The sequence below is a fragment of the Terriglobus roseus DSM 18391 genome, from assembly GCF_000265425.1.
In the GTDB taxonomy this organism is placed as follows: Bacteria; Acidobacteriota; Terriglobia; order Terriglobales; family Acidobacteriaceae; genus Terriglobus; species Terriglobus roseus.
In genome coordinates this window covers 506,008-520,708 of record NC_018014.1, presented here as the reverse complement: position 1 = coordinate 520,708, position 14,701 = coordinate 506,008, and the positions used below count along the sequence as shown (strand labels likewise).

Sequence of the window (14,701 nt, the reverse complement as noted above, 5' to 3'; positions counted from 1 at the left end):
ATTCGCATTTATCGTAGATGCGATGTTCTACCGCGGACGGCTGGCACCATCGCCCACTGGATACCTGCATCTTGGCCATGCGCGCACCTTTCTGGTGGCCGCAGAACGCGCGACCGGTGGCACGCTGGTGCTGCGAAACGACGACCTGGACACCCAACGCTGTCAGCCCCACTTCGTCCAGGCCATGCTGCAGGATCTCGACTGGCTCGGCATCCGCTGGCAGGAAGGCCCGCAAACCGATGGCGGTGAAAGCGGCGAGTTCGGACCGTATGCGCAAAGCCTGCGCGGTCCGCGTTATCGCGATGCCTTCGAACGACTGCGGTCGATGGGCGCGATCTACCCATGTGTTTGTTCCCGTCGCGATCTCCAGTCTGCCTCTCGAGCGCCGCACGCCGGGGATGACGAGGAACCCATCTATCCCGGCACCTGTCGCGACCGATCGTTCCGCGAAGGCGATCAGGCTGCGTGGCGCTTCCGAGTGCCTGATGGCGAGGCGATCCGTTTCACAGACAATCTTTCAGGGCCGCAGGAGTTTGTCGCCGGCCAGGACTTCAGTGACTTCGCCGTGCTGCGCCGGGATGGCGTGCCGAGCTATCAACTGGCATGCGTCGTGGACGACGCTGCGATGCGCATCACGGAAGTCGTCCGCGGAAGCGACCTGTTGCGATCAACCGCGCGACAGATCCTTCTGATCCGCGCGCTGGGTCTGCCGCAGCCCGCGTACGCCCACACCCCTTTGGTCGTAAACGAACGTGGCGAACGTCTGGCCAAACGCGATGATGCACGCAGTATTCGAACGCTCCGTGAAGCGGGGCTTACGCCTGCGGAAGTAAGAGCCATGGCGATGCAGCAGTGACAACCGCTGCATCGCTACTGTTTTGCTCTTGCGCGATCCTTCGGTGACTTCGTCGCACCAATTGTGTCGATTGCTGTCTGCCAAAAAGCCTGCATCGCAGGCGAGAACCACCGGTCACGCCGGCGCACAAGTTGCGTGTACACCTTGAGCGGCGTGGTCGGCCATCGCAGCGCGACGAGCGTGCCTGCGCGAAGATTCTCCGCGACTACCATCTCGGGCAAGACCGCGATCCCCATGCGCGAGAGTGCACACTGCTTGATGGCCTCCACGCTCGCGAAGGCCAGCGCGTGGCCGGCTCGCACGCCGCTCTCACGCAATGCGTGCTCGAAGACGGCGCGGTAGCTGCATGTCTCCTCCGTGAGCAGCAACTGTTCTGCGACTATGTCTGCCGCGCTGATCCGCTTGCGCGACACCAGCGGATGTTCACTCGCCACGACGGCGCGGATTGGTTCAGGCCGCAGAACATGCGTGATCAGTTGCGGATCGCGAATGCGTTCGCTGATGCTGACGCCGACATCGACACCGCTCTGAACCGGAGGCCCCGACTCCGCGACGCTTGCCGCATTGAGCACGATCTCAACCTGCGGAAAGTCCGTCTGAAACTGCCGCAGCAACGCAGGCAGGCGATACGTCAGCACACTTTCACAGGCGCTGAGCATCAGTGCACCCGCCGGCTCACTGTGGGCACGCGCGCTTTGCATGGCTTCATCAGCGACTGCCAGCAGCCGCTGCGCGTGCGGAAGGAAGGCATGGCCCACCTGCGTCAGCTCAAGTGATCGTGGCAGCCGGTGAAAGAGCGGCGAACCCAGACTCTCTTCCAGTCCCTGTACCTGGGCTGTGACGCTGGACTGAGCGTAGTGCAGGCTGGACGCGGCACGCGTGAAATTTCCTTCCCGCGCTACGGCCAGGAACGTGCGGACCTGAACGAGATCGAGCAATCGTTATCTCCGATGGCAGCTATCAAAATGATTCGCTGGACGCGATGACATGCCGATGCCATTCTAGGCCTATGAGCACACGGACCGTGTTGCAGATTCTGCTGCTTTCTGCCATCTGGGGCGTTTCGTTCCTGTTGATCCGCATTGCGGGCGAGAGCTTCCCGCCGCTGTGGATCGCCGTAATGCGATCAGGCCTAGGTGGCCTGCTACTGTGGACGGTGTTGTTGCTGCAGGGCAAACGGCCCGCGGCACGGCAGCACCTGCCGTACCTCCTACTGGTCGGCCTCTTCAATAACGCAATCCCCTTCACGTGCTTCGCCTGGGGTGAGCAGGTGGTGCCGAGCAACACAGCGTCCGTGCTGAACGCCACTACGCCCATTTGGACACTGCTGATCGGCCTGGCGGTCACACGCAAAGGCACCCGCGGGAACGTGCTGGCAGGCGTTGCGCTGGGTTTTGCTGGCGTGGTCATGGTCGTTCTGCACCAGTCGAACGGCGCCGTCGCCGATGTTCCGCGTGCCATGTTTCTGCGCGGCGTTGCGCTGATCTCCTGCGGGGCCCTGGGGTACGCGATCGCATCCGTTATTGCCAAGGCGAAGCTGCAGGGCGTGGATCCCATGGTGATCGCAGCGTCGCAGCTTGGCTCGGCCTTCCTGATGGTGACGCCGCTCGCATTCGCGGGTCCGATGCCCTCTCACATCCGCGCGGCCACCTTGGGTGCGGCTGCGGTGCTGGGCTTCGCCGGCAGCGGCATTGCGTATCTGCTGTTCTTCCACGTACTCAGCACGTCGTCCGCAACCCATGCTGTTGCGGTGACCTACCTGCTGCCGTTGTGGGGAGTCTTCTGGGGTTTCGTGGCGCACGAGCCTATCGGGGTGTGGACCTTCGCTGGCGTCGTGGTCACCATTGCAGGCCTTGCTCTTATGAACCTGCGTCCAAAGCCCGCAGCGGCCTAATCAGCTTCCGGAGATGGCAAAAGGGCGACCATGCGGTCGCCCTTTAGCTCTAAAGATGGTCGGGGAGAGAGGATTCGAACCTCCGACCCCCTGGTCCCGAACCAGGTGCTCTACCAGGCTGAGCCACTCCCCGATGCCGTGCGGTGGATCGTTGGCGGAAAGGGGCTGAGGGGCCTGTATCACCTCAGCAGCCAACTTGGGTAGTGTACCAGAGATCGACCGCTTTCTGAGAAGCCGGCCGTGCCATCCCATGAGCACCAGAGGCTAGAAGCGCTCCCACTGAGCGGCGGGCCCGCAACGGTAAGCCGAGCCGTAAGCTACCGGAATATAGACACGACGCGGCATGGAAAATACCGCCCACAGCATCATGGCTGCCCAGCCGATACCCGTCCACCCGAAGATTAGATTCAGCAACAGAACACCGACTACGCCATGGCCACGGCGGACGGCAACGATCGTGGGCAGGAAGTACAAGACGCATAACAGAGTGAAAGTAATCATGCCGGCCGCCTCCAGGCGGCGCACTGAAAGATACGCGGCACGCTTGAGAAAGTTCCCATGCGCTGCTGGGACTTCCATCCACTCCCCAGCTTTCGTCTCCTGTTACACCTTCTGGGCTGTTTTCGACTTGTTCTAAATCCATGCCTTTCACTGGTGAAGCGGGCTGATCCACCGAGCAGGACCGTACCAGGCACGCTACTATTCATGGAATGAGTGCAACAAAGACAGCTATCACCACAGAGGGCGCACCTGCCGCCATTGGACCCTATTCGCAGGCAGTACGCTCCGGCGATCTGCTCTTTGCTTCCGGACAGATTCCCATTGATCCCGCAACCGGCAACCTGGTAGAAGGCGGGATTGAGGCGCAGACAGCACGGGCGCTGGCAAACGTTGCAGCCGTACTCTCTGCGGCGGGCCTGGGTTTTGCCGACGTCGTTAAGACCACCGTATACCTGAAAGACATGAGCGACTTCGCCGCGATGAACGCGCTTTACGCGCCCAAGCTGGCCCCCGAAGGTACCGTGCCGCCGGCGCGATCGACAGTCGAAGTAGCCCGTCTGCCAAAGGATTCGTTGGTCGAGATCGAGGTCACGGCGAGGTTTTCTTAGGCAGTATGGCGCGACGCGCTCTCAGAAACTTTCGCGTGGTCCATGGGGAGCGCGTTCTGCGTCTAATGAGTTGAGGGATAACTATGGCTGAAAATCTAAAGGCGACCACAGAGGCAGCGGCGGACAATGCACCGCATCGCGTTCACAAGACCGAGGAAGAGTGGCGTCAAATACTCTCGCCGGAGCGCTTCGCCGTCCTGCGTCAAAAGGGTACCGAACGTGCCTTTACGGGCGAACTCTATGAGAACCACGACGACGGCATCTACCACTGCGGCGCGTGCGATGCTCCGCTGTTTACTTCCGATACCAAGTTCGAGAGCGGTTCTGGATGGCCGAGCTTCTTCACTCCAGTTACACCGGACGCGGTGGAGGCAATTGAGGACAATGCTTATGGCATGCGTCGCATCGAGGTGGTCTGCGCGACTTGCGGATCTCACCTAGGGCATGTCTTTCCGGACGGTCCTAACCCTACCGGATTGCGCTATTGCATCAACTCGGCGTCACTGAACTTCAAACCCGAAGCCAAGTAAGCAGTACAGGCGATCGTAAAGGGCACGGCTTCGGCCGTTCCCTTTTCCATGCTCGGGACTTAGTGGCAGTGCTTTGCTATTAGGCGTTGGCGGACGGCGCCGGTCTCGCGGTCGTCTGCGGGTTCCTGGTCGTCGTCGGTTACTCGGCCGGAGCGCAGGTTGACGGTGTAGACACCGACCTCCTGTTTGCCGTGATCTGGAGTCGTCGCCTGGACTCTTACAGCGACGTTGGTGGCGTTGCTGCGCTCGATGGCGGTGCTGAGCGATGCGTGCAGGTTCTGCTGGAAGGCTCGCGCGTTGGGCGTTGCTGCTGCCAGCAATCTGGCATCTGCCTGGCTTAGTGTGGCTCGGCAGGCGCTGCGTGTTGGCGTTGGGACGACGTTGCTGGCAGCGTGTGCGGCGAGCGCGATGGCGCTGCTGAGGGCGAGGGTTGAGAGTCGCATCGTCATGCGTTGGTCTCCGTTGCGCGGGACGTTAGCGTCCTAGCTGCTCCTTCAGGCGCAGCAGGTGGTTGCGATCGTGACCCGCGATGGATTCGAGCAGCTCCGTGAACGGGAATGTGCCTCGTTCTGGATGGCTCAAGGGATTAGAGCGCTCGGCTGCGGAGACGGTTGTCAGCAGCGACAGGTTCCAAGCGCGCAGAGCGAGGAAGGTTCGGAGCGCGTCGGCTGCGGAATAGGCGCTGTAGCGTGTTGCCCAAACGTCTTGGTCGAAGGGCGTGACAGTTGCTCCGGGCGTTTCCATTGCCTGGCGCATGCGGAAGGCCCAGACGATCTCGCAGTCGGCGAGGTGGGCGAGGACTTCGCGGACGCTCCATTTGCCAGGCGCTAGCGGCTGATCCATCTGGTCGATGGTGAGACCTGCGATGAGGGCCTGCAGTTCGGATGGCGTTGCGATGAGGATGTCGGTCGCGTCGCGGCCGTCGAGGTAGTTCGCATAAGGGTTCATGGGAAACACTGTATCGCGATAGGGTGATGAAGACGCGATGCTTACTTCGACCAACTCCGCAAGCCAAGTCCTGCAGGCCGATCGCCGGTTGCGATGGCAGATCTTCACTGCTGCGTTCGCCGTGCGGGTGCTTTACGTGCTGCTCGCACATACGTTTCGCATTCGGCCGAGCGATGACCACTTCGAGTTCGGCTGGGAGATGGGACGCATTGGGCGGGCGCTGGCGACTGGGTTTGGATACAGCGATCCGTTCATGGGGCATACGGGGCCGACTGCGTGGACTCCGCCGCTTTACACGCTGCTGGTTGGTGGCGTATTCAAGGTGTTCGGTGTGTACACGAAGCTGTCTGCGTTTGTGCTGCTGACGGTGAATTCGCTGCTGAGCGCGTGGACTGCGGTGCTTTGTTACGAGATCGGGTTGCGGTGCTTTGGGCGGCGCTGCGCGGTTTGGAGCGGTTGGCTGTGGGCGCTTTATCCGGCGGCGCTGCAGTATGCGGTTCGGTGGATCTGGGAGATGTCGGCTACGGCTGCTGTGTTCGCTGCGATTGTGGTGGTGATGCTGCGGTTGAGCGGTGTTGGTGACGACGAGCAGCCTGCGCAGCCGTGGTCGCTTTGGGCTGCGTTCGGGCTGCTTTGGGCTGCGCTGGCGATGCTGAATCCGACGCCGATGCTGATGCTGCCTTTCACGGCTCTGTATGCGCTTTTCGCTGGTGGCTGGCGAATGGAGCTGCGTTCGCGCGTGGTGAAGGCTGCGTTTGCGGGGCTGCTGTTTGTGGCTGCGCTGGCTCCGTGGACGGCTCGGAACTATGCGGTGTTTCATCGGTTCATTCCGCTGCGCGACAACTTTGGTGCGGAGAACTTTGAGGGCAACAGCGACTGGTCGACCGGCTTTCCATGGGGGCGGACGGTGCCGCTGGAGAACCGGGCGATTCTGGCTGAGTACTCTCGGATGAGCGAGCCTGCGTGGACGGCGGATCGTGGAGCAAAGGCGAATGCGTGGATTCATGCGCATCCGAAGCAGTTCGCAGAGCTGAGTGTGAAGCGTGCGTGGATGTACTGGGCCGGCGTGCCGAAGTCAGTCCAGGAGGCCGGTGTGCTGGAGTACGGACGGCTGATCAGCTTCCAGTTCCTGTCACTGGCAGGGATCCTGGGTGCGGCGCTGGCGGTGCGGCGGCGGGTGCCTGCGGGCTGGGTGTTTGCGCTGGCGATGGTGCTGCTGCCGCTGCCTTACTACGCGGTGACGGTGCAGGCGCGATTCCGGCATGTGCTGGAGCCGATGATCTGCGTGCTGGGTGTTTATCTCTTCCAGTCGGCGACGCGGGGCCGGCGCGGTGATGCCGCGGCCCCGGGTCGGCGAGCCGGTGTGGCGCGTCAGTCCTAGTAATCCTCGTCGTCTGCTTCCTCTGCGTCTTCGGCGTCGAAGAGTTCCTGCATTTGCTTCAGCCAATCGCCGTTCGCCTGGACGGCGGGTGGGACGCGGTCGGCGGGGGCCATGATGGTGCCGTTCTCTGCGGTGACGGTGGATTCGACAGGGTCTTTTGCCTGGCTGTGATCGCGCCGAATGGGCGGGCAGTTGTTGCTGGCGAGCTGGAGGCCGTAGAGGAGTGCGGTGGCGCGGCGGATGTCCATGGCGTCGGAGGCGAGGGCGTTGACGACGGTGGAGATGGCGACCTGGACGGCGGTGCGGTCTTCTAGGAGACCGAGGTCGGGGATGCGTGCGGGCTGGAAGCCTGCGGGCCGACTGTAGCCGACGACCTCACCTTCCGTGTTGTAGAGCGGACGGTCGGGCTGCGACTCCCGCGTGGCTTTGTGGGAGGCGTGCATGCGGTTGTGGAAGTAGCAGAAGTCCTGTCCGGTGAGGCGGAGCGAGCGGCACTGCTCGCCGTTGGTAAGAATGTGTCGGCAGATGGGCAACATGGTTTCTCTCCTGAAATGCAGAAGGCCCGCCATGAGAGGCGGGCCTTGCGGTGGTGTCGGGTGCGGTGGACAGGAGGGGTACCCCTCCCCCTGTTTTCGCTAAATATTACTTTCTAAGGGAGTTGACGTTTCCCGATTTGGCAAAAATTAGATTCCAAAGGGGTTACGGGCAAAAATTAGATAACAAAGGACTTAGGCACTTCGTGCTGTTCTCGACGCTTCGCGTGCATTTCGCAATGAGCCGACCGGTTATGCCGATGTCGTTCGCTTGGTCTGAGAAGGGCTATTTCAATTGTAGCGAGTCTGGAGAAATAACCCGCCAACTAGATGTCGAATGGAATCAACAAGATCCGTGGTCCCGGTACTTGACAGGGATTCGCCAGTACAGAAACCTTTGCGAATGTTAAGAATGCGACATACTCTTATGGGGTTCCCGCCATTACCATCCTCGCTTCTCTCGGAGACAACCCCTTGGTCACGCGCAAGACTGAGATTCCACCGATCGATGGAACTCCTATCAAGCGGATGTTCTGGTCAATCATCAGCGATTATGACCTCATAACCGGTTTGTCGGAACTGGTTGACAATGCGATTGATCTTTGGACGCAAAGTGGTAGGGCATCAAGATTGAACGTTGCTCTCTCCCTCGATGTGGAAAGACAACTGATAAAAGTTCAGGACGATGCCGGAGGAGTGAAGAGAGACAGCCTCAATCTGCTAATCACACCAGGCGGTAGCCGGAACGAGGTCGCCGACGAAGTGATTGGGATTTTCGGAGTTGGCGGAAAGCGTGCCAGCATTGCACTCGGCGAGCACGTGGAGATCCGAACCAGGTATGGAAAAGAACCCGCATGCGAAATCGACATCACCAAACAATGGTTAAGTGTTGACGACTGGGAAATGCCCGCCTACCTAATCCCTGACGACTTTCCGCCGAGTACTACCAGCGTGGAAATATCCCATCTTCGCAAGCCGTTCAATCAACACGACGTCGACCGCATCCGAGAACACATCGGAGCGACCTATTCATGGTTCATCAAAAACGGCTGCTACATCGAAGTCAACGACCACGCTATCTCGCCAAAGACATTTGACCACTGGGCCTATCCCAAGGACTTCGGCCCGACGGGCATCAAGTTGTCTATCAGCTCTAGTGACGGGACAGTACGAGCAACGATAACCGCAGGCTTAATCACCGATCGTGACCCTGAGTTGGAGAACTACGGCGTCTATGTTTATTGCAATCACCGATTAATTATTCGGGAACTTCGCAGCAGAGATGTGGGATATTTTGTGACCGGGGAAGCTGGCGTCCCACACCCAGACGCGTCCATGTGCCGCGCGATCGTAGAGCTAGAGGGTCCCGCAGGGATGATGCCTTGGAATAGCAGTAAGACTGGCATCAATCCTGGACATCCAATATTCCAGCAGCTACGCCCTCGCCTAATCGAACTCGTGAGTCACTTCTCTTCGCTGTCGCGTCGTACGAAGCATGACTGGGAAAAAGGCGTCGCTAGCCACACTAAAGGCAGCTTAAAGTTGATTGAGGTAAAGACCGAAGATCTGAGTCGCAAACTGCACCTGCCGACGTTACCAAAGGTCTATAAGAAGCCTGTCGAACAGGTAAAGACGCTAAATAAAAAGATTCTGAAGGATGCGCCTTGGACAGTTGGCCTGGTGGAGGCCCTTGCTGCTGTAGACATTTTGAGACGTCAAGGAATGGACACCAAGAACAGGATGGCCCTTATTCTTCTCGACAGCGATTTCGAGATCGCCATGAAAGAGTTCATTGTCCACCGCCATGACCTCTTTCCTCCTAGCGCATACAATGACGCCAAAATTTCCCAGTTGTTTAGAAATCGCAGCGACGTCATTCGGGAAGTAACTTCGAAGGTGGCTATACCGGCGGGTCTGCTTTCGAAGGCAAGCCACTATTACTCTCTCAGAAACAAACTCATCCATGAGCGGGCAACAGCAACGGTTACGGATAATGATATAGATACATATCGCGACACCGTCCAGAGCGTGCTCTCGCTTCTTTTCAAGCTACGCTTCTGAATTCGCATGCAATACTTACTTCCTCAGCCGTGCTTTCTTGGGTGACCGCTCTATCTTATTCTTTGCCTCTACCAGCTTGATGAGTGCCAAGACGTCTTTGCTCGCGTCTCTCAATTCCGCTGAGGTGAATGCAATTTGGCCATGAACCAAACCATTCCTTATCTTTCTTATGCGGTAATACTGAGAGATATCCTCCTCAGCAAGACCCATTTTTCTCAAACTCTCGTCAGCCCGAAGACTAAATATGGGCACATGGTCGCCTGACGGCCCCCTGAGCGACTTCTCCAATCGGATCCAGGTAGTGAGGAAGTGTCCCAACGCCGTCTGATAGACGTCGCTCTCTTTAAAGGGAGCGCGATCCGAATCCAGGGAAGTTAAGATTGCATCTTCAAGGAATCTGGCCTTATCTGGGTCTTCTTGGATGATTAAGTCAATGAGCTTATCCGCTACTGGACCATCTGTCGAGCCGTCGACTTCGTCCATATACTTCTTCAAGGCTTCAGGTCTGTCCAGGCCCGAAAACTTAAGGAGCGAAAGTAGGTAATTGAGTCGGCCCACTCCATTGGATCTAGCGTCTGGAATGGATTGAGATAAGTGATCCTGCAGATCGTAAGTTGTCTCGAATCTAAACCCAGCACTCGAAGAGCGGCTCAGTAGAGAACGCTGCAATCGCTCTAGCGCAATCTCACCCGTCAGCACCAAACCGTTTAACTCGTCTAAGGTCGCTTCTTCATCCAACGAAAGTTTTCCGGAGAGTGGTTTGTACTGTAGATCGTGCTCTACTTCTGACCAAGCATGCATCAAGACTGACGCAACCTGAATTTCGACTCGCCCAGTGGCATAACGCTGTTGAGCGGGCGAAAGTCCCTTGAGCCTAACCCGATGGTGTTGTGCGATGTAGCCCGCTAGTCCCTTCGCTCGCACTCTTGGGGAAGCTTCGGGAAACTTCTTGAGATCAAGCCTGTCGAAAACACTGTCGATCAGCGTTGATACTTTTTCTATATCTCCCGGAAAATAGAGAGCGACACGGGCGCCTGAAAAGTCGACGATGTCCGCTTCCACATCTTCCTGTGTACGATAGTTTTTCGGATTTTTGACCCTTGTTCTGCGTTGAACCAGCTTTGCCTGAAGGCGGTCTGGATCTTTTGCGCGTGAGGTTACGATCGCTCGAATCCCCTGCTTATCCAATTCCACACGAAGGCGTTCCTCAACCATCTTTGCAAGTTGACTGTAGAAATCATATTTCAGCAGGTAATGCTGCATGAACTCCCGAATAACGGGATCAATCTGACTCAAAATGAACTCCCAATACAAAACATCCAAAGCTTAGATTTTCGAAATACGCTGCACTTCTCGCACGACCGGTATTCCTCCACAGACCGACCATAGTTCTTAGAGGTGGCGGAGTTCGAGGGTTTCTACGACGAATTCTACAGCGGGTGGGTATTGTGCCGTCGTCGTCGGCGTGCAGCGAATCTACCGACCGGGTGTTGGTATCGTCGTCGGAGAGGACGCGGTGCGTTCTTTGAGCATGCCACTGCTGTCGTCGCGGGTGACGATGAGTCACTCGGGATCTCGGGTGGGCGGGGGATGTGCCGCTGGGTGATTGCTGAAGGCGGGAGAAATTACCGTCAGGAGGCGCGGAGTTGGAGTCTTGACCTTGAATAGCCTGACTTTGCTGCTTCCTTCATCTTGGTCCAGGAGGTCTGTCTTCCTACTACCTGCTTGCGCTGGGCGGTGAAGTGCAGCCTGGTTGCTCCGCAGCCTGGGCACTGGCGTAGCTCCAGCCTGGTCAGGAATTTGCTGGTTGACTGTTCTCTGGCGACGCCGAATTTTGGGTAGACCTCCAACAACTCCTGGTAGCGACCGCTTTCGAAGGTGGTGTGTGCGAGGCGGATGACTTCTTCGGCGGCGGCGGTGTCGGCGAGGAACCTGCTTTGCGGGTCTTCAGTGCGGAAGTATTTGCGGCAGCCTTCGCAGAAGGGCTCTTCGCGGAGGGTGGCGTAGAACATGAAGCCGCCGCTGGCGAGGCCGAGGATCTGGGTGGCTGCGGCGAGGTAGGCCAGGAGGCCCATGGGATAGGCGCCGATGCTGTCGCCGGGAAAGGCGCTGGGCATCTTGGCATGGGTGAGGGCGTAGGCGAGGTAGGACGTGAACGAGGCGAAGGTGTTGTCTTTGGGGTATTGCAGGAAGTAGATGAGGAAGAATGTGGCCGTCGCGATGCCGAGGATGCCCGCGAGTGTGAAGCGGCCGGGCCGGCATTGCGCTGTGTGACATGCCAGGTAGTAACCGCTGCCCGCGAAGATGCCGCTGACGAGCGCACCGACGGGAAGGACGACGAACCAGCTATAGCCGAAGAAGATGCGGCCGGTGGAGGCCTGGAGCGCGGCCAGGGCTACGGCTACCAGGCAACTGGAGATTGCACCACACGCAAGCACGAACAGTGTCTTCATCGCGCGGACCTCTCTTACTTGCGAGCAAGAGTAGTCCTTGTGAGGGATGGTTGGCAGCTTATTTTTTTGTGGGGCGTTGCGGGCGGGATGTGAGGCCGATACGTTTGCGGACGAAAGAAAGCGGATCAAGCCGGCGGGACAGAGCCGGGCGCGCCACCGAGATTCGAATCTCAGCGCCTAAAGGCGCACTCCAATGGGCCGACGGTTTCTATCTCGGCGGCTAAAGCCTTTCCGAAGGAATGCAAAGGCTTTCTATGGGGACACGAGCTAGATCTTTGTGGGGACACGGCCTAGATTTTGCTGACGCGCTGGACTTCGCGGACGCCGGGGACGCGGCGCATGTCGACGGTGAGTTTGTTGAGGTGGCGGAGGTCGAGGGTTTCTACGACGAATTCCACGGTAGCGGTGGTGCCGTCGTCGTTGACGCGGGAGTCGACGGAGCGGATGTTGGTGTCGTCGTCGGAGATGATGGCGGTGAGTTCTTTGAGCATGCCACTGCGGTCGTCGCAGTGGACGATGAGGCGGACGGGGTAGCGGGTGGGCTTGGGCAAGGTGCCGCCGCTGGGGGTGTTGCTTTCCGGCATGGGGGCCCACTCGACCTGGATGCGGCGGTCGCTTTCGTAGAGCAGGTTTTGTACGTTGGGACAGCTGCGGGCGTGGACGGCGACGCCTTTGCCGCGGGTGACGTAGCCGACGATCTCTTCGCCGCGGATGGGGTTACAACAGCGTGCGCGGTAGACGAGGAGGTCGCCCTGGCCTTCGACCTGGAGCGAGTCAGAACCTTTGCCGAAGTAGACGCGTTTGACGGCGTCGGACATCTTGCTGAGTTCGGAGGCGGGTACGTTGGCTAAGCTGCCCGTCGGAGTTTCTTGTTTCTGGTTGCTTGTTTCCTGTTCGGACGCGTCGAGTTTCGTGCTGCCGGGGACTAACTTGTTGAGTGCCTGGCGTGCGCTGTATTTGCCGAAGCCGATGGCTCCGAGTAAGTCAGGACCGGCGCCGAGGCCGTAGTCGATGGCGACTCGGTCATAGTCGGCGTCGTGTAATTTATGCAGACTTACTTTGAATTTACGGGCTTCGCGCTCGAGTAACTTGCGGCCGATTTCAATGGCGCGTTCGCGCTGGTGCTCGTTGAGCCAGTGCTTGATCTTGTTGCGGGCGCGTGAGGACTTGACGAAGGAGAGCCAGTCGCGCGAGGGTGTGTGGCCGGTCTGGGTGGTGATCTCGACGATGTCGCCGTTGCGGAGGCGATGGCGGAGTGGGACGATGCGGCCGTTGACCTTGGCACCGACCGTGGAGTGACCGACCTCGGTGTGGATGGTGTAGGCGAAGTCGATGGGGCTGGCGTCTTTGGGGAGGACGACGACCTTGCCCTTGGGCGTGAAGGTGTAGACCTCTTCGGGGTACAGGTCGATTTTGAGGGTCGACATGAACTCGTTGGGGTCGGTCATCTCGCGCTGCCATTCCATTAACTGGCGCACCCATGCGAGGCGCTGCTCGTCTTTTGCGTTGACGGATTCGTTGGCCTTGTACTTCCAGTGAGCGGCGATGCCGTCTTCGGCGATGCGGTGCATCTCTTCGGTACGGATCTGTACTTCGAACTGGTAGCCGCCTTCGGCGACGAGTGTGGTGTGCAGCGACTGGTAGAGGTTGGGCCGCGGCATGGCGATGAAGTCCTTGATACGGCCGGGGACGGGGCGCCAGATGCTGTGGAGGAGACCGAGGATGGCGTAACAGTCCTGGACGGTCTGCGTGATGACGCGGACGGCGAAGAGGTCGTGCACCTGGGAGATATCGTCGTCGCCGCCCTGGGCTGCGTCGGCGACTAATTTTTGATTGATGGAGTAGAGGCGCTTGATGCGGTACTCGACGCGTCCGGGGAGGCCGTGGCGGGTGAGTTCGAGCTGGAAGCGGGCGACGATGTTATCGAGGAACTCTTCGCCGCCGCGGTTGCGGACTAACTCGACGTCCTGCGCGAGTTTTAAGAAGCGGGCGGGATCGACATATTGGAAGGCTAAGTCTTCGAACTCGCCGCGTAACTTACCCATGCCGAGGCGGTGGGCGAGTGGGGCGTAGATGTCGAGGGTTTCGCGGGCGATGCGCTGCTGCTTTTCCGGCTTGAGGTGGCCGAGGGTGCGCATGTTGTGCAGGCGGTCGGCCATCTTGATGAGGACGACGCGGATGTCCGAGACCATGGCGAGGAGCATCTTGCGGATGTTTTCGGCCTGGTGGTCTTCCTTGTTTGCGAACTTGATGCGGTCGAGCTTGGTGACGCCGTCGACGATGTGCGCGACCTGCGGGCCGAAGCGGCGGGAGATCTCTTCGGTGGAGACGGGTGTGTCTTCCACGGCGTCGTGCAGGAGGCCTGCGGCGATGGCGGTGGAGTCCATCTTCATTTCGGCGAGGACCTGGCCGACTTCAAGCGGGTGGATGATGTAGGGTTCGCCGCTGGCGCGCTTCTGGCCTTCGTGCTGCGCCATGCAGAACTGCCAGGCGGCGCGGACGATATCGAGGTCGTCGCCGGGGCGGTTGGCGCGGACGGTGGCGAGGAGGAGCTCGAAGTCTTCGTCGATCTTGCTGGTGATTTCTTTGGGAAAAGTCGGCAGGTAGAGCGCGGAGGCGAGCGGTGCGGCGAGTGGCCTGGGGGTGGCCGGCCCGGGTTGCGCGAGGATGCCGGCGGGTTCCGCGAGGGACTCTAACGCGGTGGTTTCGGGGTCAGGCTGCGCGGGGATGCCGTTGGAGGGTGGCAGCGCGGAGGGCGCGGACTGTGCGGGCATGGGGCGTCGCAGGGAATCTTCGGGCGCGAGTGGTTTTGGAGCAGGGACGGCCGCCTCGAGATTCCTGCCGGAATCGCTAGAGGTGATGGTTGTGGAGTCGGTCGTCGCGGGTGCCGGGTGCGTGGAGACCGGCTGCGAGTGGTCCATGGGTCATTTTAGCTT

Annotated in this window: 14 protein-coding genes and 1 tRNA gene; 6 read left to right on the top strand and 9 right to left on the bottom strand. The window is 59.4% G+C overall.

Annotated elements, in window-relative coordinates:
* Positions 1 to 22: 22 nt before the first annotated feature.
* Complete coding sequence (gene gluQRS, locus TERRO_RS02235; RefSeq protein ID WP_014784371.1) at positions 23 to 856, top strand: tRNA glutamyl-Q(34) synthetase GluQRS; 834 nt, start codon at positions 23 to 25, stop codon at positions 854 to 856.
* A gap of 14 nt (positions 857 to 870) precedes the next feature.
* On the opposite strand, the gene TERRO_RS02230 is transcribed toward gluQRS, so the two are convergent.
* Positions 871 to 1,794 carry a LysR family transcriptional regulator gene (locus tag TERRO_RS02230; protein WP_014784370.1) on the bottom strand — a complete coding sequence of 308 codons (924 nt, stop codon included), beginning with the start codon at positions 1,792 to 1,794 and terminating at the stop codon, positions 871 to 873.
* Positions 1,795 to 1,865: 71 nt separating this feature from the next.
* Between TERRO_RS02230 and TERRO_RS02225 the strand changes: the two genes are divergently transcribed.
* Complete coding sequence (locus TERRO_RS02225) at positions 1,866 to 2,750, top strand: DMT family transporter (protein WP_014784369.1); 885 nt, start codon at positions 1,866 to 1,868, stop codon at positions 2,748 to 2,750.
* Between the two features lie 56 nt (positions 2,751 to 2,806).
* Here TERRO_RS02225 and TERRO_RS02220 read toward each other — a convergent pair.
* Positions 2,807 to 2,883, bottom strand: a tRNA-Pro gene (locus TERRO_RS02220).
* Between the two features lie 131 nt (positions 2,884 to 3,014).
* Positions 3,015 to 3,251 (bottom strand): superinfection immunity protein, encoded by a 237-nt coding sequence (locus TERRO_RS02215; protein WP_014784367.1) that lies wholly within the window; start codon positions 3,249 to 3,251, stop codon positions 3,015 to 3,017.
* Positions 3,252 to 3,460: 209 nt separating this feature from the next.
* On the opposite strand from TERRO_RS02215, the gene TERRO_RS02210 reads away from it, so the two are divergent.
* Together TERRO_RS02210 and msrB are read left to right on the top strand one after the other, a co-directional pair.
* On the top strand, positions 3,461 to 3,859 hold the full coding sequence (locus TERRO_RS02210) for a Rid family detoxifying hydrolase (protein ID WP_014784366.1): 399 nt from the start codon (positions 3,461 to 3,463) through the stop codon (positions 3,857 to 3,859).
* 83 nt (positions 3,860 to 3,942) lie between these two features.
* On the top strand, positions 3,943 to 4,389 hold the full coding sequence (msrB, locus tag TERRO_RS02205) for a peptide-methionine (R)-S-oxide reductase MsrB (RefSeq protein ID WP_014784365.1): 447 nt from the start codon (positions 3,943 to 3,945) through the stop codon (positions 4,387 to 4,389).
* Between the two features lie 59 nt (positions 4,390 to 4,448).
* Here the strand turns inward: msrB and TERRO_RS02200 are convergent, their stop codons facing one another.
* Positions 4,449 to 4,838 (bottom strand): hypothetical protein, encoded by a 390-nt coding sequence (locus TERRO_RS02200; protein WP_014784364.1) that lies wholly within the window; start codon positions 4,836 to 4,838, stop codon positions 4,449 to 4,451.
* A 25-nt stretch (positions 4,839 to 4,863) separates the two neighbouring features.
* The gene (locus tag TERRO_RS02195; protein ID WP_014784363.1) at positions 4,864 to 5,337 is read right to left on the bottom strand and encodes a DinB family protein; all 474 of its coding nucleotides are present in this window, start codon (positions 5,335 to 5,337) and stop codon (positions 4,864 to 4,866) included.
* A 37-nt stretch (positions 5,338 to 5,374) separates the two neighbouring features.
* Here TERRO_RS02195 and TERRO_RS02190 point away from each other — a divergent pair, with 37 nt between their 5' ends.
* A complete protein-coding gene (locus tag TERRO_RS02190) occupies positions 5,375 to 6,718 on the top strand; it encodes a glycosyltransferase family protein (protein WP_014784362.1) in 1,344 nt (447 codons plus the stop codon).
* On the opposite strand, the gene TERRO_RS02185 is transcribed toward TERRO_RS02190, so the two are convergent.
* On the bottom strand, positions 6,715 to 7,254 hold the full coding sequence (locus tag TERRO_RS02185) for a hypothetical protein (RefSeq protein ID WP_014784361.1): 540 nt from the start codon (positions 7,252 to 7,254) through the stop codon (positions 6,715 to 6,717). The two genes, TERRO_RS02190 and TERRO_RS02185, sit on opposite strands and share 4 nt — an antisense overlap.
* Before the next feature lie 471 nt (positions 7,255 to 7,725).
* Between TERRO_RS02185 and TERRO_RS02180 the strand changes: the two genes are divergently transcribed.
* Entirely contained in the window at positions 7,726 to 9,312 is a 1,587-nt protein-coding gene (locus tag TERRO_RS02180; RefSeq protein WP_014784360.1) for an ATP-binding protein, read from the top strand.
* 15 nt (positions 9,313 to 9,327) lie between these two features.
* On the opposite strand, the gene TERRO_RS02175 is transcribed toward TERRO_RS02180, so the two are convergent.
* The 3 genes from TERRO_RS02175 to TERRO_RS02165 form a co-directional block, all read right to left on the bottom strand.
* Entirely contained in the window at positions 9,328 to 10,608 is a 1,281-nt protein-coding gene (locus TERRO_RS02175) for a RelA/SpoT domain-containing protein (RefSeq protein WP_014784359.1), read from the bottom strand.
* A 335-nt stretch (positions 10,609 to 10,943) separates the two neighbouring features.
* Positions 10,944 to 11,765: a hypothetical protein gene (locus TERRO_RS02170; protein ID WP_014784358.1), complete on the bottom strand. Its 822-nt coding sequence runs from the start codon at positions 11,763 to 11,765 to the stop codon at positions 10,944 to 10,946.
* Positions 11,766 to 12,055: 290 nt separating this feature from the next.
* Positions 12,056 to 14,686 carry a RelA/SpoT family protein gene (locus tag TERRO_RS02165; protein ID WP_014784357.1) on the bottom strand — a complete coding sequence of 877 codons (2,631 nt, stop codon included), beginning with the start codon at positions 14,684 to 14,686 and terminating at the stop codon, positions 12,056 to 12,058.
* Between the last annotated feature and the right edge of the window lie 15 nt (positions 14,687 to 14,701).

Bases quoted from the DNA above. Each gene is read 5' to 3' on its own strand.
- gluQRS (WP_014784371.1), top strand. From the start codon at position 23: ATGTTCTACCGCGGACGGCTGGCACCATCGCCCACTGGATACCTGCAT.
- TERRO_RS02225 (WP_014784369.1), top strand. From the start codon at position 1,866: ATGAGCACACGGACCGTGTTGCAGATTCTGCTGCTTTCTGCCATCTGG.
- TERRO_RS02215 (WP_014784367.1), bottom strand. From the start codon at position 3,251: ATGATTACTTTCACTCTGTTATGCGTCTTGTACTTCCTGCCCACGATC.
- TERRO_RS02210 (WP_014784366.1), top strand. From the start codon at position 3,461: ATGAGTGCAACAAAGACAGCTATCACCACAGAGGGCGCACCTGCCGCC.
- msrB (WP_014784365.1), top strand. From the start codon at position 3,943: ATGGCTGAAAATCTAAAGGCGACCACAGAGGCAGCGGCGGACAATGCA.
- TERRO_RS02200 (WP_014784364.1), bottom strand. From the start codon at position 4,838: ATGACGATGCGACTCTCAACCCTCGCCCTCAGCAGCGCCATCGCGCTC.
- TERRO_RS02195 (WP_014784363.1), bottom strand. From the start codon at position 5,337: ATGAACCCTTATGCGAACTACCTCGACGGCCGCGACGCGACCGACATC.
- TERRO_RS02190 (WP_014784362.1), top strand. From the start codon at position 5,375: ATGCTTACTTCGACCAACTCCGCAAGCCAAGTCCTGCAGGCCGATCGC.
- TERRO_RS02185 (WP_014784361.1), bottom strand. From the start codon at position 7,254: ATGTTGCCCATCTGCCGACACATTCTTACCAACGGCGAGCAGTGCCGC.
- TERRO_RS02170 (WP_014784358.1), bottom strand. From the start codon at position 11,765: ATGAAGACACTGTTCGTGCTTGCGTGTGGTGCAATCTCCAGTTGCCTG.
- TERRO_RS02165 (WP_014784357.1), bottom strand. From the start codon at position 14,686: ATGGACCACTCGCAGCCGGTCTCCACGCACCCGGCACCCGCGACGACC.